General features: G+C 45.2%; 21 protein-coding genes. 16 read left to right on the forward strand and 5 right to left on the reverse strand.

Translation table 11 applies throughout. The features are described from left to right. Positions 1-96: 96 nt before the first annotated feature. The 6 genes from carB (at position 97) to RT717_RS27175 (ending at position 8,717) form a co-directional block, all read left to right on the forward strand. Positions 97-2,910, forward strand: a complete 2,814-nt coding sequence (gene carB / locus RT717_RS27150) for a carbamoyl-phosphate synthase large subunit (protein ID WP_317489454.1) — start codon at positions 97-99, stop codon at positions 2,908-2,910. Between the two features lie 27 nt (positions 2,911-2,937). Then, positions 2,938-3,198, forward strand: coding sequence for a DUF4834 family protein (locus RT717_RS27155; protein ID WP_317489455.1), 261 nt, complete (start codon positions 2,938-2,940; stop codon positions 3,196-3,198). A 133-nt stretch (positions 3,199-3,331) separates the two neighbouring features. Then, a complete protein-coding gene (locus tag RT717_RS27160; RefSeq protein WP_317489456.1) occupies positions 3,332-5,056 on the forward strand; it encodes a hypothetical protein in 1,725 nt (574 codons plus the stop codon). Between the two features lie 134 nt (positions 5,057-5,190). Next, positions 5,191-6,033, forward strand: coding sequence for an acetyl-CoA carboxylase, carboxyltransferase subunit beta (accD, locus tag RT717_RS27165; protein WP_317489457.1), 843 nt, complete (start codon positions 5,191-5,193; stop codon positions 6,031-6,033). 151 nt (positions 6,034-6,184) lie between these two features. Then, positions 6,185-7,483, forward strand: a complete 1,299-nt coding sequence (gene nqrF / locus RT717_RS27170; protein ID WP_317489458.1) for an NADH:ubiquinone reductase (Na(+)-transporting) subunit F — start codon at positions 6,185-6,187, stop codon at positions 7,481-7,483. A 31-nt stretch (positions 7,484-7,514) separates the two neighbouring features. Further along, positions 7,515-8,717, forward strand: coding sequence for a formimidoylglutamase (locus RT717_RS27175; RefSeq protein WP_317489459.1), 1,203 nt, complete (start codon positions 7,515-7,517; stop codon positions 8,715-8,717). On the opposite strand, the gene RT717_RS27180 is transcribed toward RT717_RS27175, so the two are convergent. The 3 genes from RT717_RS27180 to RT717_RS27190 all read right to left on the reverse strand — a co-directional run bounded on the left by RT717_RS27180 (position 8,714) and on the right by RT717_RS27190 (position 9,730). Next, positions 8,714-8,899, reverse strand: a complete 186-nt coding sequence (locus tag RT717_RS27180; RefSeq protein ID WP_317489460.1) for a PspC domain-containing protein — start codon at positions 8,897-8,899, stop codon at positions 8,714-8,716. The genes RT717_RS27175 and RT717_RS27180 overlap by 4 nt on opposite strands. A gap of 35 nt (positions 8,900-8,934) precedes the next feature. Next, on the reverse strand, positions 8,935-9,315 hold the full coding sequence (locus RT717_RS27185) for a hypothetical protein (RefSeq protein WP_317489461.1): 381 nt from the start codon (positions 9,313-9,315) through the stop codon (positions 8,935-8,937). Between the two features lie 154 nt (positions 9,316-9,469). Continuing rightward, a complete protein-coding gene (locus RT717_RS27190) occupies positions 9,470-9,730 on the reverse strand; it encodes a hypothetical protein (RefSeq protein WP_317489462.1) in 261 nt (86 codons plus the stop codon). Between the two features lie 164 nt (positions 9,731-9,894). On the opposite strand from RT717_RS27190, the gene RT717_RS27195 reads away from it, so the two are divergent. Continuing rightward, positions 9,895-10,926 (forward strand): SMP-30/gluconolactonase/LRE family protein, encoded by a 1,032-nt coding sequence (locus RT717_RS27195; RefSeq protein ID WP_317489463.1) that lies wholly within the window; start codon positions 9,895-9,897, stop codon positions 10,924-10,926. Between the two features lie 11 nt (positions 10,927-10,937). Here the strand turns inward: RT717_RS27195 and RT717_RS27200 are convergent, their stop codons facing one another. Further along, positions 10,938-11,405 (reverse strand): hypothetical protein, encoded by a 468-nt coding sequence (locus RT717_RS27200; RefSeq protein WP_151996285.1) that lies wholly within the window; start codon positions 11,403-11,405, stop codon positions 10,938-10,940. A 71-nt stretch (positions 11,406-11,476) separates the two neighbouring features. Then, entirely contained in the window at positions 11,477-12,157 is a 681-nt protein-coding gene (gene upp, locus RT717_RS27205; RefSeq protein ID WP_317489464.1) for a uracil phosphoribosyltransferase, read from the reverse strand. A gap of 81 nt (positions 12,158-12,238) precedes the next feature. On the opposite strand from upp, the gene RT717_RS27210 reads away from it, so the two are divergent. The 9 genes from RT717_RS27210 (at position 12,239) to RT717_RS27250 (ending at position 23,253) form a co-directional block, all read left to right on the forward strand. Then, positions 12,239-13,150, forward strand: a complete 912-nt coding sequence (locus tag RT717_RS27210; protein ID WP_317489465.1) for a zinc-binding metallopeptidase family protein — start codon at positions 12,239-12,241, stop codon at positions 13,148-13,150. A gap of 70 nt (positions 13,151-13,220) precedes the next feature. Beyond that, a complete protein-coding gene (gene hpt / locus RT717_RS27215; RefSeq protein WP_317489466.1) occupies positions 13,221-13,748 on the forward strand; it encodes a hypoxanthine phosphoribosyltransferase in 528 nt (175 codons plus the stop codon). 71 nt (positions 13,749-13,819) lie between these two features. Next, positions 13,820-14,392 (forward strand): adenylate kinase, encoded by a 573-nt coding sequence (locus tag RT717_RS27220; protein ID WP_317489467.1) that lies wholly within the window; start codon positions 13,820-13,822, stop codon positions 14,390-14,392. Between the two features lie 59 nt (positions 14,393-14,451). Beyond that, a complete protein-coding gene (obgE, locus tag RT717_RS27225) occupies positions 14,452-15,444 on the forward strand; it encodes a GTPase ObgE (protein ID WP_317492395.1) in 993 nt (330 codons plus the stop codon). A 72-nt stretch (positions 15,445-15,516) separates the two neighbouring features. Further along, positions 15,517-16,095 carry a nucleotide exchange factor GrpE gene (locus tag RT717_RS27230; protein WP_317489468.1) on the forward strand — a complete coding sequence of 193 codons (579 nt, stop codon included), beginning with the start codon at positions 15,517-15,519 and terminating at the stop codon, positions 16,093-16,095. A gap of 6 nt (positions 16,096-16,101) precedes the next feature. Then, positions 16,102-17,229, forward strand: coding sequence for a molecular chaperone DnaJ (dnaJ, locus tag RT717_RS27235; RefSeq protein ID WP_317489469.1), 1,128 nt, complete (start codon positions 16,102-16,104; stop codon positions 17,227-17,229). 178 nt (positions 17,230-17,407) lie between these two features. Next, a complete protein-coding gene (locus RT717_RS27240) occupies positions 17,408-18,220 on the forward strand; it encodes a hypothetical protein (protein ID WP_151996291.1) in 813 nt (270 codons plus the stop codon). Between the two features lie 397 nt (positions 18,221-18,617). Next, a complete protein-coding gene (locus tag RT717_RS27245) occupies positions 18,618-20,537 on the forward strand; it encodes a tetratricopeptide repeat-containing sensor histidine kinase (RefSeq protein ID WP_317489470.1) in 1,920 nt (639 codons plus the stop codon). A gap of 220 nt (positions 20,538-20,757) precedes the next feature. Then, positions 20,758-23,253 carry a PAS domain-containing sensor histidine kinase gene (locus RT717_RS27250; RefSeq protein ID WP_317489471.1) on the forward strand — a complete coding sequence of 832 codons (2,496 nt, stop codon included), beginning with the start codon at positions 20,758-20,760 and terminating at the stop codon, positions 23,251-23,253. Positions 23,254-23,330 lie beyond the last annotated feature (77 nt).

Here is a 23,330-nt window from a genome sequence, read left to right on the forward strand (position 1 = left end):
CCCATCTTTCCGAAATCTCTTTTGATAATCGGGCGGTGGCATATAACTTTGCCGGGATTTGTGAATTGCTAACCCTCCTTTCAATACATTCTAAAGATGCCTAAAGACCCCAGTATCAAATCAATTCTCATCATTGGAAGCGGCCCTATTGTCATCGGACAAGCCTGTGAATTCGACTATGCCGGTTCACAAGCGTCAAGATCGCTTCGTGAAGAAGGAATAGAAGTAATACTGATAAATTCGAACCCAGCCACGATCATGACCGATAAGGTCACTGCTGATCACGTGTACCTGTTGCCGCTGGAGAAGAAATACATCAAACAGATTCTTGAAAAGCACAAAATTGACGCCGTATTGCCCACGATGGGCGGACAGACAGCCCTTAACCTCGCTATCGACTGCGATAAAGCCGGGCTTTGGGAGAAATATGGTGTCAGGATCATAGGCGTGGACATTGCCGCCATCGAGACCACCGAAGACCGGGAGAAATTCCGGTTGAAAATGCACGAGTTGAATGTAAATGTATGTAAAGGGGCGACGGCTACGTCATTCCTTCAGGGAAAGGAAATAGCACAGGAAATAGGCTTCCCCTTGGTTATCCGCCCTTCTTACACACTTGGTGGAAGCGGTGGGGGGTTTGTTGAAAAGCCGGAAGAGTTTGATCAGGCACTGAACAACGGCCTACACGCTTCACCCATTCACGAAGTGCTGGTGGAGCAAAGTATCCTTGGCTGGAAAGAATACGAGGTGGAGTTACTGCGGGACAATATTGGGAACGTAATCATCATTTGCTCCATTGAGAATTTTGACCCCATGGGTGTGCATACTGGTGATTCGATCACTGTGGCACCGGCCATGACCTTGCCCGACACCATATACCAGCAAATGCGTGACCTGGCCATCAGGATGATGAATGGCATTGGTATGTTTGCCGGAGGATGCAACGTGCAGTTTGCAGTTAACCCCGAAGACGACATGATCGTGGGCATCGAGATCAACCCAAGGGTATCTCGTTCTTCGGCCCTTGCTTCAAAGGCTACCGGTTATCCGATTGCTAAAATAGCGGCTAAGCTAGCCATTGGCTATAACCTTGATGAACTCAAAAACCAAATTACGGGCAGCACTTCGGCATTTTTCGAGCCGGCGCTCGACTATGTAATCGTAAAAATTCCACGCTGGAACTTTGATAAGTTTAAGGGTGCCGACCGTCGCCTTGGCCTTCAGATGAAGTCGGTGGGCGAAGTAATGGGCATCGGCCGCAACTTTCAGGAAGCCCTTCAAAAGGCTTGCCAGTCGCTTGAAATAAAAAGAAACGGTTTGGGTGCCGATGGCAAGGAAGTCACTAATCAGGAGCAAATCCTGGAGAGCCTCCGCCATCCCAGCTGGAACAGGCTTTTCCATGTATATGATGCCATTAAGCTGGGCATTCCGCTGAAGACCATTCATAAGCTCAGCAAAATTGATATGTGGTTCCTCGACCAGATTGAGGAACTCTTGAAACTGGAGAATGAGATCGAATCGTTTACAATAGAAACCATTCCAGCGGAAATTCTTCGGATAGCAAAAACCAAAGGTTACGCCGACAGGCAAATCGCCCATCTTTTGGGCTGCCTGGAAAGCGAAGTGCACACCAAGCGTCATGCATTGGGAATAAAGCGGGTATATAAACTGGTCGACACTTGTGCTGCGGAGTTTGAAGCGAAAACGCCTTATTATTACAGCACTTTTGATGATGAGAACGAGTCGGTAAGAAGCGACAGGAAGAAAGTTGTCATTCTGGGATCAGGGCCCAACCGAATTGGTCAGGGAATTGAGTTTGATTACTCTTGCGTGCATGGTGTGCTGGCTGCTAAGGAATGCGGCTACGAAACCATCATGATCAATTGCAATCCAGAAACTGTTTCTACCGACTTTGATATTGCTGACAAGCTGTACTTTGAGCCGGTTTTCTGGGAGCATATCTACGACATCATTTTGCATGAGCAGCCTGAGGGCGTTATTGTGCAGCTGGGTGGGCAGACAGCACTTAAGCTGGCTGAAAAGCTTGAGAGATATGGCATCAAGATTATCGGAACCGACTATAAATCTCTTGACCTTGCCGAGGACAGAGGCAGCTTTTCTTCCCTTTTAAAAGATAACAATATCCCATATCCGCAGTTTGGCGTGATCGAAGATGCTGACCAGGCCATTGAATTGTCGAAGGAGCTTGGGTTTCCTCTACTGGTGCGACCCTCCTACGTTTTGGGAGGTCAGAGCATGAAAATTGTGATCAACGAGCAGGAGCTGGAGTCTCATGTAATCGATTTACTAAAGGATATTCCGGGTAACAAAGTGCTTCTCGATCACTTCCTCGATGGGGCTATTGAGGCTGAGGCGGACGCCATCTGCGATGGTGAAGATGTATACATCATAGGAATCATGCAGCACATTGAGCCGGCGGGCATCCACTCAGGTGATTCCTATGCAGTGCTTCCTCCTTACAACCTGGGCGACTTTATTATTCGCCAGATTGAGCAGCACACCAAAACCATCGCTTTGGCATTGAAAACTGTTGGTCTGATCAACATTCAGTTTGCAATAAAAGACGACCAGGTGTATATTATTGAGGCAAACCCGAGGGCATCACGTACTGTGCCTTTTATATGCAAGGCCTACGATGAGCCTTACGTAAACTATGCCACAAAGGTGATGTTGGGGGAGAAGAAAGTGAAGGATTTCAAATTCTCACCTAAAAAGCAAGGGTATGCGATCAAGGTTCCTGTGTTTTCATTCAACAAGTTTCCAAATGTGAACAAGGAGCTTGGCCCTGAAATGAAGTCGACGGGTGAGGCCATTTATTTCATTGACGATCTGATGGATGACTACTTCTTAAAGATTTATTCAGAACGAAATCTTTATTTGAGTCGTTAAACAGTAGGACTTAAAAATTTAAAGCAGATGTTTAAATTCATTCTCATACTCCTCATATTCTTTTATGTCTTCTATAAAGTAGGCGGCTTCATCATGCGTGCACTTTATTTTGGTTCGGGCAGGCAGTACCAACAGCGGCAGCAGCAACAGTACAGGAGCAGAACGACCACCAACGCCCGCCACGAGGAAATTAGGGTGGATTACATACCCGAAGACGAGGTGAAAAAAAGGAAATCTTCATCAGGAAAGAAAGGTGGAGAGTATGTTGACTATGAGGAAGTAAAATAACCCACGAACAATATTTTGATTTTATAGTGAAAAGCGCTTCAATTGAGGCGCTTTTGTTTTTTTGAGGGTGGAATAGGGCTTCGGCGGCGTAACTGCTTGGAAATAGCATTATTTTTATGATAATTTAGCTTATATGAATAATAAGATACTCTACTACCTGCTTGCAGCTTCATTTTTTGTTTTTGTCGCAGCACCCTTAGTTGCCCAGGAACAGGAAGCTGAAGACCCTTTTGCTGACTATTCGTACCTGTGGGAGAACACAAAAAAGAAGAAAAAGAAAAAAGATAAGAAGGCTGGGAAGGTCGATCAGCCACAGGCAATCGTTGACACGCTTGTTGCCGAGCCGGCATCCCTAGCCGACACACTCACGCTGCCAACCCAACCACTTGACTCAATAACGCCTGTTACTACTTACCAGGCTGATACAATTCCAGCAACAGACAGCCTGCAGGCTCCCGTTGAGAAACAAATATTTGACAGTGAGCCGGAAGAAAAGATAAAGGAGCCGAAAGAAGAACGAGAAAAAAGAGACATAGCACCGGTTCCTGAAGATTTCAGGGCTGGGCCGCCCGACAGTGAATCCGGAGGTTCATTTACCGGAGGCGTGACCTACACCAAGATTGGAGACGAGAATTTTGTGGGCTTGGTACTCGCTCCGGAATTCAAAATTTGGAAAATAGGCCTGGGCCTCAATGTGCCTGTACTGTACGGGCTCGAGAGCCAGGCAATACGAACAGAGATTTTCAAAGGTGGTGTTGGTGCGGCAAGGTTGATCAGGTACATCAGGTACGGTTCACAAAAGAGAGACCCGGTTTATGTCCGTGTTGGTGAGCTAAACAATACCATGATCGGTTTTGGAGGGTTAATTAACAACTACACTAACACAACCAGCTACGAAAAGCGGAAGCTTGGGCTTCACTACGACCTGAATTTTAAAGGTCTGTTTGGGCTTGAAGGGATGTACAGCGATTTTGACCCCGCCTCGCTCAATTTGCTGGCTGTGCGCCCTTATGTGCGTCCAATGGCATGGACGATTATACCGATTGTGAGGACGCTGGAGATTGGAGCCACTGTCATTAAGGACAAAGACCAGACCAAGCGGCCAACCAGCGACAGCACTTTTGTGGTGAATCAATTTACCGCTGAAGGTGTGGGTGCTTTTGGCCTGGATGCAGGTATCAATTTGCTGAGGATTCCTTTTATTCAGATTGACGCATTCTTCAACTATTCGAAACTAAACGCCGGAACCACTGCCCTAGCCGATTCGATAGCCACAATATATGCCGCACAGGGCGATACAAAAGAATTTACCGACGGACATGGAATCAGCGGTGGGATCAATTTTCGTTTCAATTTCATCGCCGACCTTCTCAGCACTGACATGAGAATTGAGCGTCTTACCTATACTGATAATTATTTGCCTCAGTTTTTTGACGCCTCCTATGAACTGAACAAGGATGCCCGGTTGCTTTCGCTAGCCAATGCTGGGAAAATGAGTGGCATATATGGTAGCCTCACAGGGCACATATTGCAGAAAGTGCAACTTGGCGGCAGCATTTTGTTGCCCGACGACGTTTCCGAAACAGCACCTGCCGTGGTGAGGCTAAATGCTGATGTGGACAGGCTTGGCGACAAGGTGTCGATTCATGGAAGCTATGTGAAAGGCAATCTGTCCACCCTGAAAGACGCATTTAAGCTCGACGAAAGATCCCTGGCCAAGGTTCGCTTCATTTATCACCTCAATAGGTTCTTGGCGGCTGGCGTTGACTATTACTGGGCCTTTGCACCAACTGCTGACGGCTCCTACAAGGCTACCCAGTATATCTCGCCCTATTTTGGGGTGAGCATTAAGTTTTAGGGGCTAAGGGGCAGTCGCAAATTTGCATCAGCAATAGCAGGTTATCATTGTGGGCGGGAACTTAGCATCTGCTTAATTCGTCGTTACTTTTAAAGAATATCTAATATCTTTGCAGTCCAACAATTGGAAACAGTATGGCGTGGTTTAAGAGACAGGACAAGGGAATATTAACACCGACAGACGAGAAGAGAGAGGCACCTGACGGACTATGGTACAAGACGCCAAGCGGTAATATCATTCATATCAGGGAGCTGAAAAACAACGCTTACGTTTGCCCTGACGACGACTTTCACGTGCGTATTGGCTCAAAAGAGTATTTTGAAATACTTTTTGATAACAATAAGTTTCAGGAGCTCGATGCCAACATGAAGTCGGCTGATCCGCTCAAGTTCACTGACTCGGCCCCTTACCCAAAGCGCATTGAGGCCTCCATTAAGAAGACTGGGTTGAATGATGCTGTAAGATCGGCAGTTGGCAAAATGAACGGCTCCGAAATAGTGATTGCCTGTATGGATTTCACCTTTATTGGCGGCTCAATGGGTTCAGTGGTCGGGGAGAAAATCGCCCGGGCAATTGATCACAGCCTTAAGCATAAGATTCCCTTTCTTATGATTTCTAAATCAGGTGGTGCCAGAATGATGGAAGCAGGCTTTTCTCTGATGCAGATGGCAAAGACCTCAGCCAAACTTGCACTTTTGTCAGAAGCTAAAATACCCTATATATCATTATTGACAGACCCGACCACCGGTGGGGTAACAGCGTCGTTTGCTATGTTGGGCGACTTCAATATAGCTGAGCCGGGTGCTTTGATCGGCTTTGCCGGCCCAAGGGTTATCCGTGAAACCATTGGAAAAGACCTTCCCAAAGGCTTTCAAAGTGCTGAATTTGTGCTTGATCACGGTTTTCTGGACTTTATAGTCGACAGAAGGAATCTGAAGACAAAACTTACCAATCTGTTGAAGCTTCTCAATAATTAATTTCTAAAAGCTGATAACTAAAACGGGCACAGAAGGTTAAACCATGGCACTTGCTAATAATATTCAAATTTTCAGTGTTTGGTTAATGGAAAACCCGTGTTATAGATATATTTGTGTCTGTTAAGTAAGAACCAAAAATCTTTCATAGTCAATGACATCTATTGTTCTAACTTCTATTGTAGCCTTTACCGTCATCATTCTTTTGTTGGTGGTAATTCTTCTGGTGGCTCAGGCCAAGCTGGTTCAGCAAGGCGACGTAAAGATCATTGTTAACGGGGACGAGAAGAATCCCCTGATAGCGGCGGCTGGCACAAGCCTTCTGTCAACGTTGTCCGGTCAGAAAATATTTCTTCCATCCGCTTGTGGTGGAGGTGGCACTTGCGCCATGTGTAAGTGCAAAGTACTGGAAGGTGGAGGCGATGTCCTTCCTACAGAAGTTGGTCATTTGAGCAGAAGCGAGCAGAAAGAGCACGTTAGACTTGGATGCCAGGTGAAAGTGAAGCAAGACATGAGAATAGAGATACCCGAAGAAATCTTCGGTATCAAGAAATGGGAAGCGACTGTTGTTAGAAACTACAACGTGGCCTCATTTATTAAAGAATTTGTTGTTGAAATACCTGAAGATATGGACTACCAGGCCGGTGGTTATATTCAGATTGAGGTTCCCAAATGTACAGTTGATTTCAAGGACATGGATATTACTGCCCACCCTAAGGAGCATGATGATCCAATGAAATTTCAGAAGGAGTGGGACAAATTTGGTCTTTGGGATTTGAAAATGGTTAACCCTGAACCAGCTGAAAGAGCTTACTCTATGGCGTCTTATCCTGCTGAGGGTAGAGAAATCATGCTAAACGTGAGGATCGCTACACCTCCATGGGACAGAGCAAATAATGGCTGGATGAAAGTTAATCCGGGCTTAGCTTCTTCGTACATCTTTTCAAGAAAGCCAGGCGACAAGGTAACAATTTCAGGCCCTTACGGAGAGTTCTTCATTAACCCTTCTGACGCAGAAATGCTGTACGTGGGCGGAGGAGCTGGCATGGCGCCAATGAGATCACATCTTTATCAGCTTTTCAAAACTTTGAAAACGGGCAGAACCGTTACTTTCTGGTATGGTGGCCGGTCGAAAAGAGAGCTATTTTACCTTGATCATTTTTATCAACTGGAAAAGGCCTTTTCTAACTTCAAATTCTTTGTAGTGCTTTCTGAGCCATTGCCAGAAGACAATTGGAAAGTGAAGAAGGATGTAAACGACAAGGAGGGAGACGGATTCCTGGGCTTTGTACACCAGGCGGTAATAGACCAGTACCTTAGCAAGCACGAGTCTCCTGAAGAAATAGAGCTTTACTTCTGCGGACCTCCTATGATGAACTCAGCAGTTCAGAAAATGGGCGAGGATTTTGGTATCCCGGATGAAAATATTCGATTTGATGACTTCGGAGGATAATCTCTGAATCAAGACACTGTAAAAGGGAAAAATGAAAATTTTTCCCTTTTTTTATGATTCAATCTCAAGCGAGCAAATGGACTTCAAGCTTTTTTTCGACCCGGTTTCTTCAGATGTCACCAAAGCATTGCCGAAGTCTGCATTTCTAAAGAGCATCAGGATCTTCTCCAACAAGATGCCTGACCTGAAAAACACCGACATAGCAATTGTTGGAATCAAGGAGCACAGAGGCGAAAACAGTGGTGAAGGCATTGAACAATCGGCTGATGCAATTCGGAAAAAGCTTTATGGGCTGAGCAAAGGGCTTGGCAAAAACAACATCGTTGATCTGGGTAATTTGCGAAATGGGCCAACCGCTGAAGACACTGTTCTGAGACTGAAAGAGGTGGTGCAATCGCTGCTGGAAAAGGATATTCTGCCAATTATTATCGGAGGCTCGCACGATATCGACTATGGCCAGTACATGGCATATGAGGCTTTCGACAAGATGATTTCAGTGCTTGGCGTAGATAGTTCATTTGACCTGGAGGATGACAAAAAGGCTGCCGAGGCTGATCGTAGGCTGCATAGAATTCTTGTTCATCAGCCCAATTACCTTTTTAACTATACTCATCTTGCTTTCCAAACCTATCTGGTTGACCAGCAGGCTTTGAACATTGTTGAGAAATTTTATTTCGAAGCAGTGAGGCTTGGTGTGTTGAGAGAGAGTATTGACGAAATGGAGCCGTCTATCCGGCAGGCTGATATGCTGAGCTTCGACATGTCGGCACTGAGCTCTATTTATGCACCAGGAGGGCAACATGCACAGGTTTTCGGCCTTACTGGTGAGGAGGCTTGCCAGGTTTGCTGGTATGCGGGCAACAGCGAGAAGCTAAGTTCGGCTGGCTTCTACGGTTACAATCCGCTGAAGGATGATGTGCGCAGCTCAACGGCCATGGTAACAGCCACGATGATCTGGTACTTTATAGAGGGATATTATCACAGGAAAGACGACAGACACTTTAGGGAGAAAGACTACACTAAGTACGTGGTGTCGATGAACAACCAGCCCTCAACCATCACTTTTTTTAAGAGCCAGTCGTCGGAAAAGTGGTGGATGGAAGTACCTTATCCTGGCGGGAAAGCCAAGTACAGCCGAAATAGCATTGTGCCATGCAGTTACAAAGACTATGAAACGGCTACCAAAGGTGAGATTCCGGAAAGGTGGATGACCACCCATGCCAAGCTGAATTAACTTTCTGGCACCACTATCCACATAATAATATAGACAAGTATCCCTGGAAAAGCAGCGCTGAGTACAGATAGAACAACATAGCCAAGACGAACCATGGTGGGATCCCACCCAAAGTAGTTGGCAATTCCTGCGCAAACACCGCCCAGCATTTTATCTCTTGATCTTGTTAGTCTTTGAGTCATGTTAAATAAGGTTTATGGAATATAGGCGAAGGCAATTATTTATCCAATTGATAAATGGTTGTATTATCGCTCGAAAACATAAGATCACATACTTTCAGCAATCTACTGAGGTGCTCCTTTTCATAGACAGAAATTGACGTCAGATTGGCAGATAAAATAAGGTCAAGGTTCCTGTCATAAATAATCACTTCAGGCGTAGTTTCAACGTCAAGAAAATCCGAGCCCACAACTATGACGCTGTAGCTTACTGTCTTCGGATCAATAGCAAACTCACCCATTGCATTGGGCCGAGCGTGCAAAGTGAAGAAGCCTACGAGAAGGGCTACGGCTATCCCCAGAATGATAACAATGTTTTTAAAAGCAGGCAGAGAGACGACTTTGAATATGGCTCCCTTTATTTGAGTTTTCGACCGCATGCCAAAAAGCTTGCAATTCGAATGCCAAACAATATAATTAATTGATAACCAGAATATTAAATAATAAATAAAAGATAAGGGTTGTAACAAAAACGGACACTTTTAGTCCGGCGATTGTTCACCTTTGTTCGGACTGCCTTTGCCTTTTTAGCATTTACTTGTCGACAATAATCTTCTTTACCTTTTGAAATTCTGTAGAAGCATCGATCATTTTAGTCCAGTGGACTTTGGTTCCGCTTGCTTCTGACTGGTAGTAGAGCCCATCTTCTTCCTGGATCAATATGCTTATGCCAAGATCATACCTCAGAGACTCCACTTTGTCGCCAACCGCAAGGGGCTGCTGCTCCAGATCAACCAGCTCAAGCTTTTTCTCTTTCCTGGGGGATTCATTTTTTCTTTTGAATATGCCAAACATCCTCGGAGTAATTAATACATGAGAAAAATAGAGCAAACGCCGACGAAAGCGAAAAGTTTTTTTACGAATGCGAATATTTACGGTTTATGATCATTTCCCAATCAAAATATTCGGAAATTAACTACCCAAATATTGTTGAAACTACTTTTAACATACCTACTCATATGAAACCTATCTATTTTAGTGTGGCTATTGCCATATTGATGAGCGGCTGCGGGCCGCAGAAACCTCAGACCGAAGAAACTAGCAATGAAGAAGCATCGAAGCCACAGGTAGTGGAGCGGCTGGATCCTGCTATTGACAAACTAATTGATAAAGACGCAAAGCTCGAAATACTTGGAGAGGGTTACACCTGGGCAGAGGGTCCTGTGTGGGTGCCCTCGCAGCAAATGGTGCTTTTTACGGACGTGCCTAACAATGTGGCTTACAAATGGAAGGAAGGTGAGGGTGTTAGCGTATTCCTGAAGCCTTCGGGCTATACTGCGGAAGCAGGAAAAGAGGAAAGGGAGCCTGGAGCCAACGGCCTTATTCTGGACGACCAGGGCAGGCTGTTGCTGTGCCAGCACGGCGATAGAAGGGTGGCCAGGATGGATGCGCCCTTGGATGCACCTGCCTCCAAATTTGTTACGTTGGTTGATAGGTTCGAGGGCAAGCGTTTGAATAGCCCCAATGACCTCATTTTGAGCAGTTGGGGGGATATTTACTTTACGGATCCTCCGTACGGTCTTACCGGCCTGGACGCCAGCCCTATCAAAGAGATTCCCTTCAACGGCGTTTACCGGCTAAAGAAAAGTGGAGAAATCGAACTTGTGACGGATAAAATGTCCAAGCCCAACGGCATAGCCCTGTCTCCCGACGAGAAAACATTGTATGTTGCCAACTCTGACCCTGAAAGGTCAATTTGGATGGCTTTTCCGGTGAATGAAGATGGCTCTGTTGGAGAAGGGAAGGTCTTCTTTGATGCTACTGAATTGACGAAAGTAACACCCGGAAATCCCGATGGGATGAAGGTAGATTCAAAAGGAAACATTTTTGCCACTGGCCCCGGTGGAGTAGTTGTTTTAAGTCCTTCCGGAAAGCATCTGGGCACAATAATCACGGGAGCACCGACAGCCAATATTGCTTTCGGAGGTGACGACAAGGTTGTTTTTATTACTTCCGAAAGTCGATTGCTAAGGATGAAGTTAAGGGACTAAACCCGTATTGGCTAGTAAAGCCAAAGAATGAGGTCTTTGGCATATTTTACGAAAAGGGTGAGAATAATGCCCCAAAAAATGGCACTCACCCACATCGGGCCAATGATCTGCTCCTTTTTCACACCAAGCGTATTGAGTATAAGCGCACCGCCTATCGGTGTGATAAATAGCGGGGAAAAGAACGACACTCCGTAGACACCGTATTTTTTCCAGAGCGTCACGAAAAGCCGTTTCTTTTTTGTGAATTTCTTTTCGTTGGGCTTTGGTTTGAAAAAGCGGCTGGTGAGGAACCTCACCTGCTCACCAAAGTAGGTGACCAGGTAAACCATGGTCATCATGCCTGCTACGGAAAGCCCGAAGGTGACAAAAATATTTAGCCCTGAAGAAATACCAATGGTGGGGCCTACAATGAACTTAAACATGCTAAGAACATAAACGCCCAGGTATTTCAGGAGTTCGGCTACGAAATTGATCTGCATATATACAGGCTGAAAGCAATATTAAAAAGTTGGAGTTATCACTTTCCAAATCAACACCAATCGTCAGTGAATCATTCTTTGGTACCGAAAGATAAGTCGCCGGCATCGCCAAGGCCGGGCACGATATAGGCCATTTCATTTAAATGGCTATCTTTTGCCCAGGTCCATATACTTCCCGGGTGATCGATTGATTCTTCCAGATAGCTGATACCTTCAGGAGCGCTTATCACCGACATGATATGAACGGCTTTCGGGTGGCCATATTTCAGGCACTGCTTGAAAGCCTTCACTAGCGATTTTCCGGTAGCCAGCATCGGATCAATTAATACGAGTTGTTTGTTGTCAAGGTTGGGTAAAGCAGAATAATTAAGTGTTATCATTAAATCCTTTGCAGAACCCTCTTCCCTGTAGGCGCCAATAAAGCCGGATTCTGCCTTGTCAAAAATGTTCAGAAACCCCTGATAGAAGGGAATGCCTGCCCTTAGCACCGTCACCATTACCAGATCGTTAACTGGTACTTCTGCTTGTGAAGTCCCCAGAGGAGTAGCTACCTCACATTTTTTCGCCAGCAGCGTTTTCGAAAACTCGTAGGCCATCAGCTCGCCCAGCCGCTCCAAATTGGTACGGAAACGAAGCCTGTCCGTCTGTACCGACGTGTCCCGCAATTCACATAAAAACTGGTTGGCGATTGAGGTTTGCTGATTTAAAATATGAATCTTCATGGCGATGCTTTTGAGATGTTTCAATTTCATAAATTTAACCGCCATTAAAAAGCATCCGATGACCATGGGGTTGATTCTCCAGGGTTGACATTTAAGAAAACTGGAAAACCCATGAAGCTATTGAAAGACCTCTGTGCAGTGCATGCGCCCTCAGGCGATGAAGCTCCTATGAAGGAGTTTTTGCTTTCCTATATAAGTAAGCAGCAAAAAACATGGAAGGTGAAGCCGGAGCTTATACATGGGCCAGAGTTTCAGGATTGCCTCATCCTGGCCTTTGGCAATCCCAGGACGGCGATTTTTGCGCACATGGACTCCATTGGGTTTACTGTCAGATACGACAATCAACTGGTGCCTATTGGCGGGCCAGATGCCGATACGGGTACGTTGCTGGTAGGGGAAGACAGCCTGGGGCCAATCGAATGCAAGCTTGTATTAAATGAAGAAGGCCGTGCCTTTTATGAATTTGGCAGAGCCATTGATAGAGGCACCGGGCTTACCTACAAGTGCAACTTTCGACAACATGACGACATGGTAACCACTTGTTATCTTGATAACCGTTTGGGCGTTTATAATGCCTTGAAAGTAGCGGAAACACTAGAGCACGGAGTGATCGTCTTCAGCGCCTGGGAAGAGCATGGAGGTGGTTCGGTGCAATACCTAACAAAGTACTTGTACGAGCGCTGGCAGATAAAACAGGCACTGGTTTCCGACATTACCTGGGTGACTGACGGAGTGCATCATGGCAAAGGTGTGGTGGTATCGATGAGAGATAAAAATATTCCACGAAAATCGTATGTGGATAGGATCATAGCTATCTCTCAGTCGTCAGGTGTACCTTTTCAGCTGGAAGTAGAGGGGAGCGGGTCTTCTGATGGTCGGGATGTGCAAATTTCTCCCTACCCGATCGACTGGTGTTTTGTGGGGGCCCCTGAAAGCAACGTGCACTCGCCAAACGAAACCGTGCACAAAGATGACATTACGGCTATGGTGAGTCTGTACGAGGTGCTGATGGCTGAATTGTAGCCAGGCAGCATTGCAATGCGAATGCTCAGGTAATTCAACCAACTGGTTGAATTAAAAATACTGAAGAGGTATGACGGTTAACAACAAAGAATTTGAGCGATACATAGGGCGAAATCAGATCAGCGACAGACTCAATGAGCTCGCTGGGCAAATTGATATGGATTATGCTGGTAAAAGCCTGGTGATGCTTGCTGTGTTGAACGGGGCCTTCATTTTTGCCGGTGATCTTATTCGTTTGCTCGAGGTTGATGCCGAGGTTTCCTTTGTAAAGCTGAAGTCTTACAGAGGGACGGCCTCAACCGGTGAAGTGCAAACCCTGATTGGACTCATGCATGAATTGAAAGACAGAGAAGTGTTGATTGTAGAGGATATTATAGACACTGGGCGCACGATGAGCAAACTTTTGGAAATGGTTTGGGAGCAGTCGCCAGCATCAGTTAAAGTCTGCACGCTACTGGTAAAACCTGATGTTTTCAAGAACAAATATCAGCTTGATTACGTTGGTTTCAGCATTCCTGATAAGTTTGTTGTGGGCTACGGACTTGACTATGACGAGCTTGGCAGGCAACTGCCAGACATCTATAAAATTAAAGACTGAAGTTTGTAATTCTTTTTTTGATAAGTATTTCGGATTTTTGACCCTTTGTAAAAGAAACGAAACCTAATGTAATGCTGAATATTGTTTTGTTTGGCCCTCCGGGTGCCGGTAAAGGAACCCAGAGTGAGAAGCTAATTAGCAAATATCACCTGACTCATATATCGACTGGCGACTTATTTCGTAAACACCTGACTGAAGGCACCGAGCTCGGAAAGCTAGCTCAAAAGTACATGGATGATGGCAAGCTGGTTCCGGACGAGGTGGTGATTGGCATGGTGGACGATAAGCTGAAATCTACCAATGGATCGTCGGGGGTTATCTTTGATGGCTTTCCCCGCACTGTTAATCAGGCTGAGGCTTTGGACAAGCTGCTCAATGGCATGGGCGAACCTATCAAAGGGATGATAGCGCTCAATGTTCCGGAAGCCGAGCTAAGGATCAGGATAAAAGAAAGAGGTAAGACTTCTGGGCGAGTGGATGACCAGGACGAGGCAAAAATTACCACCCGGATAAAAGTTTATCAGGATGAGACGATGCCGGTAGCTAATTACTACAAGTCGCAAAGTAAATACCATCAAATAGAGGGAGTTGGTGAAATAGAAGAGATATTTCACGACATTTGCAGCGTAATAGACTCTTTCTAAGAGCAAAGAAATAAGGAGGGGGATGCTTTTCCATGGCGAAAAGCGTCCTCATTTATTATATGGCTGACAATAACTTCATTGACTACGTAAAAATTAGCTGTAAGTCGGGCAACGGCGGGGCTGGTTCAGTTCACTTTCATCAGGAAAAATTTATTGATAAAGGAGGGCCCGACGGCGGTGATGGTGGCCGGGGTGGTCACATTATTCTAAAGGGAAACTCTCAACTGTGGACTTTGCTGCACCTCAAATACCGAAAGCACATCATTGCGGAAAATGGTGTGGCAGGTGCAGGCGATAAATGTACGGGAGCTCAGGGCAAGGACATTATTCTCGATGTGCCCCTTGGGACGGTAGCAAGGGACGCCGAGACTGGCAAAAAGTTACTGGAGATTGTTGAAGACGGGCAGAAAGTCATTTTAAAAAAGGGCGGACTCGGAGGGCTGGGTAACGACCACTTTAAATCACCTACCAATCAAGTGCCTACCTACGCCCAGCCAGGTACACCTGGTGAGGAGGGTTGGGTGATCCTGGAGCTGAAGCTTTTGGCCGATGTGGGTCTTGTTGGCTTTCCAAATGCCGGGAAGTCGACGCTTCTGTCCGTTATTTCTGCGGCAAGACCCGAAATAGCCGACTATCCCTTTACCACCCTCACACCCAATTTGGGGGTTGTGCCCTACCGTGACTTTAAGTCGTTCGTTGTGGCCGACATACCAGGTATCATCGAAGGCGCTGCTGAGGGGAAAGGTCTCGGCGTACGCTTCCTGCGTCATATCGAGCGAAATTCAATTCTCTTGTTTATGCTGCCAGCCGATGCATCTGATATCAAAAAAGAATACTACATCCTTCTAAACGAGCTCAAAAAATTCAACCCGGAACTACTGGATAAGCAACGGCTGCTGGCGATCACAAAGTCGGATATGCTCGATGAAGAGCTCATGACGGAGATGAAAGCAGAGCTGCCCGACGATGTAGAAGCTATATTTATTTCAAGCGTAACCCAACAAGGCATACAGGAATTGAAGGATAAGATTTGGCAAACCATTAACAGCTAGTGCCATCTTGTCAGTCAGAAGTGGTTTGGCAAAGTAATTGACTCTTGCTGGCAGGAATTAATGTTTCTTGAAATGGCAAAAAAAAACGTGGAAGAGAACAAAGAAACTATTGAGAATAGTGTAGAAGAGCAGGTTTTGGATGGCGAAAATGCCAATGCCTCTGAGGAGAGTACTGACAATGGGTCAGACGTCGCCGAAGACGAAGTGACTGTGCTTAAGAGAGAATTGGAAGAGTCGAAAGATAAATACCTGAGACTTTATTCTGAGTTTGATAACTATAGAAGAAGGACTGCCAAAGAAAGAGTGGAGCTTATCAAAACCGCTGGTGAGGACGTACTGGCCGTTCTTATTCCGGTAGTTGACGATTTTGAAAGAGCAAAAAAATCGATAGATGGGCAAGAAATCGAGGCTTCAGTAAAAGAAGGTGTCGATCTTATTTATAACAAATTAATTAAAGTGCTTGACCAAAAAGGACTGAAGGCCATGGAAGTTGAAACCGGCCATGAGTTCAACCCCGAATTGCACGAAGCAGTGACTCAGTTTCCTGCACCTGACGATTCGCTGAAGGGAAGGGTGATAGATGTTGTTGAGAAGGGATATGTTTTAGGTGACAAGGTCATCAGGTTTGCAAAAGTGGTAACAGGGGCATAATCGATTATGGCGAAAAGAGACTTTTACGAAATCCTAGGAGTAGAAAAGGGTGCACCACAGGAAGAAATAAAGAAGGCTTACAGAAAAATAGCCATCAAATTTCACCCTGACAAAAACCCTAATGACCCTACGGCTGAGGAAAAATTCAAAGAAGCAGCCGAAGCTTATGAAGTGCTAAGCAATGCTGAGAAACGCCAGCGGTATGATCGTTACGGCCATCAGGGTGTTGGCGGCGCTCCGGGCGGCGGCTTCAGTGGCGGTGGCATGTCAATGGACGACATCTTTGACCAGTTCGGCGATATTTTCGGCGGTGGTGGCGGCAGCCCTTTCGAAAGTTTTTTTGGTGGTGGGCGCTCCGGTCGTGGAGGTGGTCGTAAAGGATCTAACCTTCGTATTAAGCTGAAGCTTACCCTTGCAGAAATAGCAAATGGAGTTGAAAAGAAAATAAAAGTGACCAGGCTGGTGACAGCTCCCGGAGTGACTTACGCTACCTGTTCTACCTGTGGTGGAGCTGGTCAGGTGAGAAAAGTTGTCAACACCATGCTTGGCCAAATGGTATCGAGCAGCACCTGTAGTGCTTGCGGTGGCTCTGGCCAAAGAGTCGACAAACGCCCACCCGGCGTAGATAGCTCCGGCTTGCAACCTCAGGAAGAAGTGATCAGCATCAAAATCCCGGCTGGTGTTTCTGATGGCATTCAATTGTCGATGTCAGGCAAAGGTAACGTTGCTCCCGGCGGCGGAACACCTGGCGACCTGCTGATTGTGGTGGAAGAGATTGAAGATGAGTTGCTGAAAAGAGATGGCAACAACGTCATTTTTGATTTGTACCTCAACTTTGCTGATGCAGCCCTTGGTACTTCTCTGGAAGTGCCAACCATAGACGGGAACGTAAAGATAAAAATTGAGCCAGGCACCCAGAGTGGCAAGTTACTAAGACTGAGAAGCAAAGGTATTCCTGACCTGAACGGCTATGGCCGGGGCGATCAGCTGATCCACGTCAATGTTTGGACACCCAAAACACTTGACAAAGAAGAGAGGGAAATACTCGAAAGATTCAGAGAATCCGACAATTTCAGCCCTAATCCTGGCAAATCTGAAAAAGGGTTCTTCGATAAAATGAAAGAATTCTTTTAAAAGTTATATCGGAATGCAGTTTCGTCGAAAGGAACTGCATTTTTTATTATTTTCTTTCAACATTCGCAACTCTCTCTGCTGTATATCGTTGATAGCCACTATGCGGAGATTGGTTTTATTGAGTTTTAGTCTTTTAGCAAGTTTTTCGTCATTTAGTCAGTTAAAAAAGTTTTACTCTGTGAGCAACGACTCTGCCTTTCAAAAGGTAGATTTTTGTTTGAGTGCAACTTCTGGCTCTTGCTATATCCGGCCTGTGAAAGCAGCCCAGCCAGTCAATATTTATGGCAATCCTGACTTCGAAACCATCAACCCATCGTTCAAGACTTACATAAAGAACAGCGTCAAGCATGTTAATCTTGACCTTGAAAACTATCAGTCCTCGACCATAAGCAAAAGTCTGACGTCGAGCATTTTTGGAGACAGCAAAAAGGACGACAAGAATTACTGGAAGATTCTCCTTACCGAGGATAAAGTATACTCTCTGCAGCTAGCTTATGGTATCGGTAATGCGGATGTGGATCTTTCGGGCATTCCTGTAGAAAAACTAAAGATTAACACCGGAAGTGCTGATGTTATTGTCGATTATGCCGATGGCAAAGGAAACCTGGTGGCAATGGACACCTTTTTTGTGAAAGTTGACCTGGGGTCGCTGATCGCCAATCATATCAACCTTACTAACTCAAAAGTAATTGTGGCCGAAGTGGGGTTTGGAACAGCAGTGCTCGACTTTAGTGATAAAAGCCAACAATCGTCCAAAATCAGGGCCAGCGTAGGGGCCGGCCGATTGGAAATGATCATGCCAAAGGAAAATGTTCCGGTGATTATATACCTGCACAACTCGCCACTTTGCAGTGTTAAAATGCCAGCTGAGTTTACACAGATACGGAAAAATGTGTACACCAGCTCCAGCTACCATCCCGATGCCCTCGACTTGATGGAGTTCAACATAGACGTTGCGCTCGGCAACGTAGAGTTCGTCAGCAAGAAGTAAATAGATTTTCAGTTCATTCATTTTGCCTTTTTGGAGTAGCCATTGTTCCACCTGGTTAGGCAAGCAATAGCTTATTTTATAAAGCGAAATTCTTGAACAAATAGCGGATCAATCTGTATTTCTGAGGATTGAATGTTTCGTTTGTGGTTAAATTAAAAAGCAAAACTGGTTCAATGCGTCTCGCCCGGCCGGGCTTCTCCAGTCGGATAGGCTTGGCCCTTTTGCTTTTCTATGACCACTTGGGATATTTGGTTTAAAGGGTAATCCCCCAGGTTTTCCGCTTGATCCCAAATAGCCAAGTGCAGAAAGAGGGTTAACACTTAGTTTGAATTACCCTTTTTTTTAAATAATTATGCATAGGCTATGGTGTTTTTGTTGCTAATTGCTCTTCTCCAAGATGATGATTCCGAGGTGTTTGGTGCTGATTTTCCTGCTTTTTGCTTCCTATTTTTCTTCCGGGCAATCAAGCCTTGACTCACTTCTCAATGATTGGAAACTAAGGAAAACGACGGACCCGGACACAACCACCGTTAATCTTCTAATTGATATCGCCACAGCGTATCAGTACGACAACACTGACAGTGCGCTTTACTATTGCAGTTTGGCAGAGGACTATTCCAGAGATTTGGATTTTACACGTGGACTCGCCAGTAGCCTGACCAAGAAGGGCGTTTGCTACTACATCAGAGGTGTTTACGATCTGTCGCTCGATGCTCACTCAAGTGCTCTGGTGTTACATCGGCAGATTGGCAATGGAAAGGGGATGGCACTAAGCCTGAACGGGATCAGTTTGGTGTATCTCGGCAAGGACGACATGATCAGAACGATTGAGTATCAGAGGCAGTCAATTTGGTACAGTAAAAACAGCACTGACTCCTCCCTCCTGGCGAATAATTATTTTAACCTTGGCGTCGCTTTCGACGAGTTGCGACAGTTTGACAGCGCCTACCACTATCTCAATGCTTCTGTCAGGGTTTGCAATGTTTACAAAAATGAAAGGGTCAAGCTCATGGTAAACAATCGCCTGGCGCTTACTTATTTTCACGAGGGCAGGTACAGGGATGCCATCGAGCAATACAAAAAGGTGCTTAATGCGGGTTACTACCAAAGTAATTGGGAGAGCACATTTGCACATGCCGGTATGGCCGAGGCTTATATTAAGCTTGGCGAGCCCGTTATGGCTATCAGCCACGGACGTACCGCTTTGGACTATGCAGAGAGAGTGGGGGCAATGTGGGACAAGCAAAGAGCCTACGAGGTGCTGGCAGAGGCTTATGCTCAAAGCGGTGATTTTGAAAACGCCTTCGAAACACATAAGAAATACAAGCAGTTAAGTGACTCAATTCTTAGCGAAGCGAAAGAAAAAGAAATAAACTTGCTGATGGTTAAATACCATGAAGCGGAGAATCAAAAACTTGCTCAGGCGAACAAGATTCAGGAAAAAGAGCTTCGGGTTACCTTTTTGGCTAGTATTATTTTTGCAGTGGTGCTGGTATTCACAATGGCCGTTGCTTTTCTCTTATCGAGAAATAGCAAGACAAAGACGAGACTCAACATAAAACTCACGCAGCAAAATGATGACATTGCCAGGCAAAAGGAGCAGATAGAAAGGCAAAACGAAAGGCTTGAGGCATTGAATAGCACTAATTCACTGATACTTTCCATTATAAGCCATGACATGCGAAGTCCGATAGCTTCGATGCAGTCAACGATAGAATTGATGAAGGGAAAGTTTGGAACAGCGTTCAAAGACTACGCAGTATTTGACGAACTCGGTAAACGAGTTGATAATGTAGCTACCATGCTCAACAACCTGCTCACTTGGGCAGGAGCGCAGTTTTCTGGCATTCAAACAACTATTGAGGAAGTCAATGCCACTGCTGTTGTGCGGGATTTGGTGGCTGTTTATGGTTTTCAGGCCGGGGAAAAAGATATAAGCCTGGTTCACCAGCCGCAAGCCGATATTTTTTTGCGGGCGGATGTTTCCCAACTTAAAATCATTGTGCAAAACTTATTGAGCAACGCTATCAAATTCACGAGAAGAGGTGGTGAAGTGAGGATTCATTATTCGGAAAACAGCTCAATGACTTCGATACACATAGTGGACAATGGTGTTGGGATGACCGAAAAAAAACTAAATCTTATTCAAAATAAAGTAAGCAAAAGACTGACCGAGCCCGGAACCAGCAATGAGCCGGGTACTGGCCTTGGTATTTTACTGGTCAAGCAATTCATTGCGAGCAACGAGGGCTCTATGGAAATCAAAAGTGAAGTAGGCAAAGGAACGGAGTTCATCATAAGCTTCAAGAAGGTATAGTATTTTACTTCTTTGCCCAACCCTTAATTTCGGTTGTCTAAAGATTTGGCGTCTATGTCCCCCACTGCCCCCGCTTGGTCGAAATCACACATCGGCCATAGCAATTGATTCGTTGTAATAGTGATCTTTGTATCATCACTCTCTTCCATTACTCACAACATTATTAATTATTTATTGATGCAATCCTTCAAAATGACGAAAGGATTATGAGTTGTTTGCTATGGAAAAAATAAAAGTTTTGCTGAGGGGAACTTACCTCCCCTTGAAGTCGCTTCTGGCGTTTGTTTTTATTGCCTTGGCGTTGGTATCGGTCAACGATTTTCTCGTTTCTGAATATATACTAACGCATACACAAGCCTCACTTCTGCTATTGACAGGCGCAATGATCGCTATTTACGTGTACGTGCACATCACTAAAGCGTCATATACTAAACACCAGCGTGATAGCTATGCTTGGAATATAATGAACAACAGCCCTGAGATGGTTTGGGCTGTTAATGTGGAATACAAATTACTTTTTTTCAATGAGGCATTCCGATCTTCCATAAAGCTATTTTCCGGGCACGATTGCCGCCTCGGAGATGATGTGCTAGCCATAGATATGGCTGAGGACAACAGTAAATGGAGGGAGCTGTATAATAAAGCATTAAGAGGGATTTCTTTTACATTCCGGGATAGCATATCGGAGGCTATCGGCAATGCAAGCTATGAAAATTCATTTCAACCTTTAAGGAGCCCAAAGAGCGGCAAAATTGAAGGAGTAACATGTGTAAGCCGGGACATAACCTGGAAAGTTGTTCAGGAAAAGAAGCTCCGGGAAAGCAACGAAAAATTACAGATGGTGGTGGATGGAGCCAAACTGGGCATTTGGGATCTTGATGTAAAAACCTGGAAGGCTCAATACAACGACCTGTTAAAAGGAATGTTAGGTTACCCTCCAAAAGAATCCGATAGGTCTCAGGTCGCCTGGCAGAATTTGTTTCATCCGGATGATCGGGATGAAGCGCTGGATTTGATGAAAAAACACTTCAAAGGCGAAATTGATATGATTGATCTGGAATACCGGATGCAACATAAAGATGGCCGTTGGATATGGATACATAATAGGGGCAAGGTGATGGAAAGGGATAGTGATGGCAGAGCCGTTAGAGCCTTGGGCACACACACTGATATTACACAGCGAAAACTGGCCGAATCTGAGCTTCAAAAGCTCTCTTTGGTGGCAAGTAAAACACATAACGGAGTAGTTATAACAGATGCCAATGCGAGGGTGGCATGGGTGAACGAAGCATATGAAAAGATGACGGGATTTACCCTTGCCGAAATAGTCGGTAAATACCCTGCGGATGTTGTTAGTGGGCCCGATACCGATAGTGAGGCTGTCAGGAGGATTAAGGAGAAGCTTGCTGGAAACCAAATCATTAGGGAAGAGGTTGTCTACTACAAAAAGAATGGTGAGAAAATATGGGTGTCGCTTGAGATTACTCCGATTTTTGATGCAAAAGGAAAACTTGAGCGATTCATCTCAATCGAGACAGATAATACCGAACGGAGGAAACAAGACAATCAGCGTATGATTCTGGAGGCAGCTGTTAAAAACATTGCGGAAGCAGTTTTGATTATAAACAAGCCATGCGGAAAAAATGACACAATGTACAGGGTTGTCTACTCCAATGACGCATTCTCTAAAATGACTGGATTTAGTCCGGAAGAGGTGGAGCAGAGGAATCCCATTAGTTTGCTAAGGGGCCCAAAATCTGATAGCGGGAAATTGACAAAAGTGTTTGATGCTATTACCAGCGAAAGCTATATCCAGGAGGATTTGGTTTCCTACAAAAAGAATGGAGAATCGTTTTGGATCAATTTGGCGGTGTCGCCTGTCGGGGATTTGAGCAACAACAACCAGCATTATTTCGTCGCCATAATAAAAAATATAAGCGAAAGAAAAGAAGCGCAAAGCGAGGCCTTGGGCCTAACCAATGAGCTTGTTGCCCGGAACAAGGAGCTGCAGGAATTTACACAAATTGTTTCTCACAACCTGAGAGCTCCGGTAGTCAATATTCTTGGGCTGACTCAAATATTTGATAGGTCGCAGGCTTTCAATCAATACAACCTGAAGATACTGAAGCATCTTACCGAGTCTGCACAACAACTGGACACAATCCTTATCGATCTGAATGACATTCTTCAGGTAAGAGAATCGTCTACTCAAGCGAAGCAGAAGTTTATCTTAAAAGACCTGGTTCAGCAAGTGCTTTCATCGTTCATACTTCAAATCGAGGAGTCTGGGGCTAAGATCAGTTTGCAAGTCGATGATTCTATTCAGCTTGAAGCAATCAGGGGGTACGTTCACTCTGTGGTTCATAATCTTACCACCAATGCGCTTAAATACAGGAACCCAAGGCGACCATTGGAGCTTGACGTTACTGCCTATACGACCAAAAATGATTTGGTTCTTTGGGTGAAGGACAATGGCTTGGGTATGGATACGAAGCTGATTGAGGGTAAGCTATTTAAGCTTTATAAGCGCTTTCATAGCCACGTTGAAGGAAAAGGAATGGGATTATTCCTGGTAAAAACTCAGGTGGAGAGAATGGGTGGCACGATCAAGGTGTTTAGCACACTTGGCAAGGGCACTGCCTTCAGGGTGACTATTCCAAAGGAGAACTGCCTGGTGGAACGGGAGGAAATGCAATATGCCCTGGAGGTAAAGTAAGACTTGGTAATGCACGGCAATGTGTAAACTCTCTCTTTCCATTATTAAATAAAGGTTGCATCTTGGCGGTTTAACTT

This window comes from Imperialibacter roseus (assembly GCF_032999765.1).
Lineage (GTDB): Bacteria > Bacteroidota > Bacteroidia > Cytophagales > Cyclobacteriaceae > Imperialibacter > Imperialibacter roseus.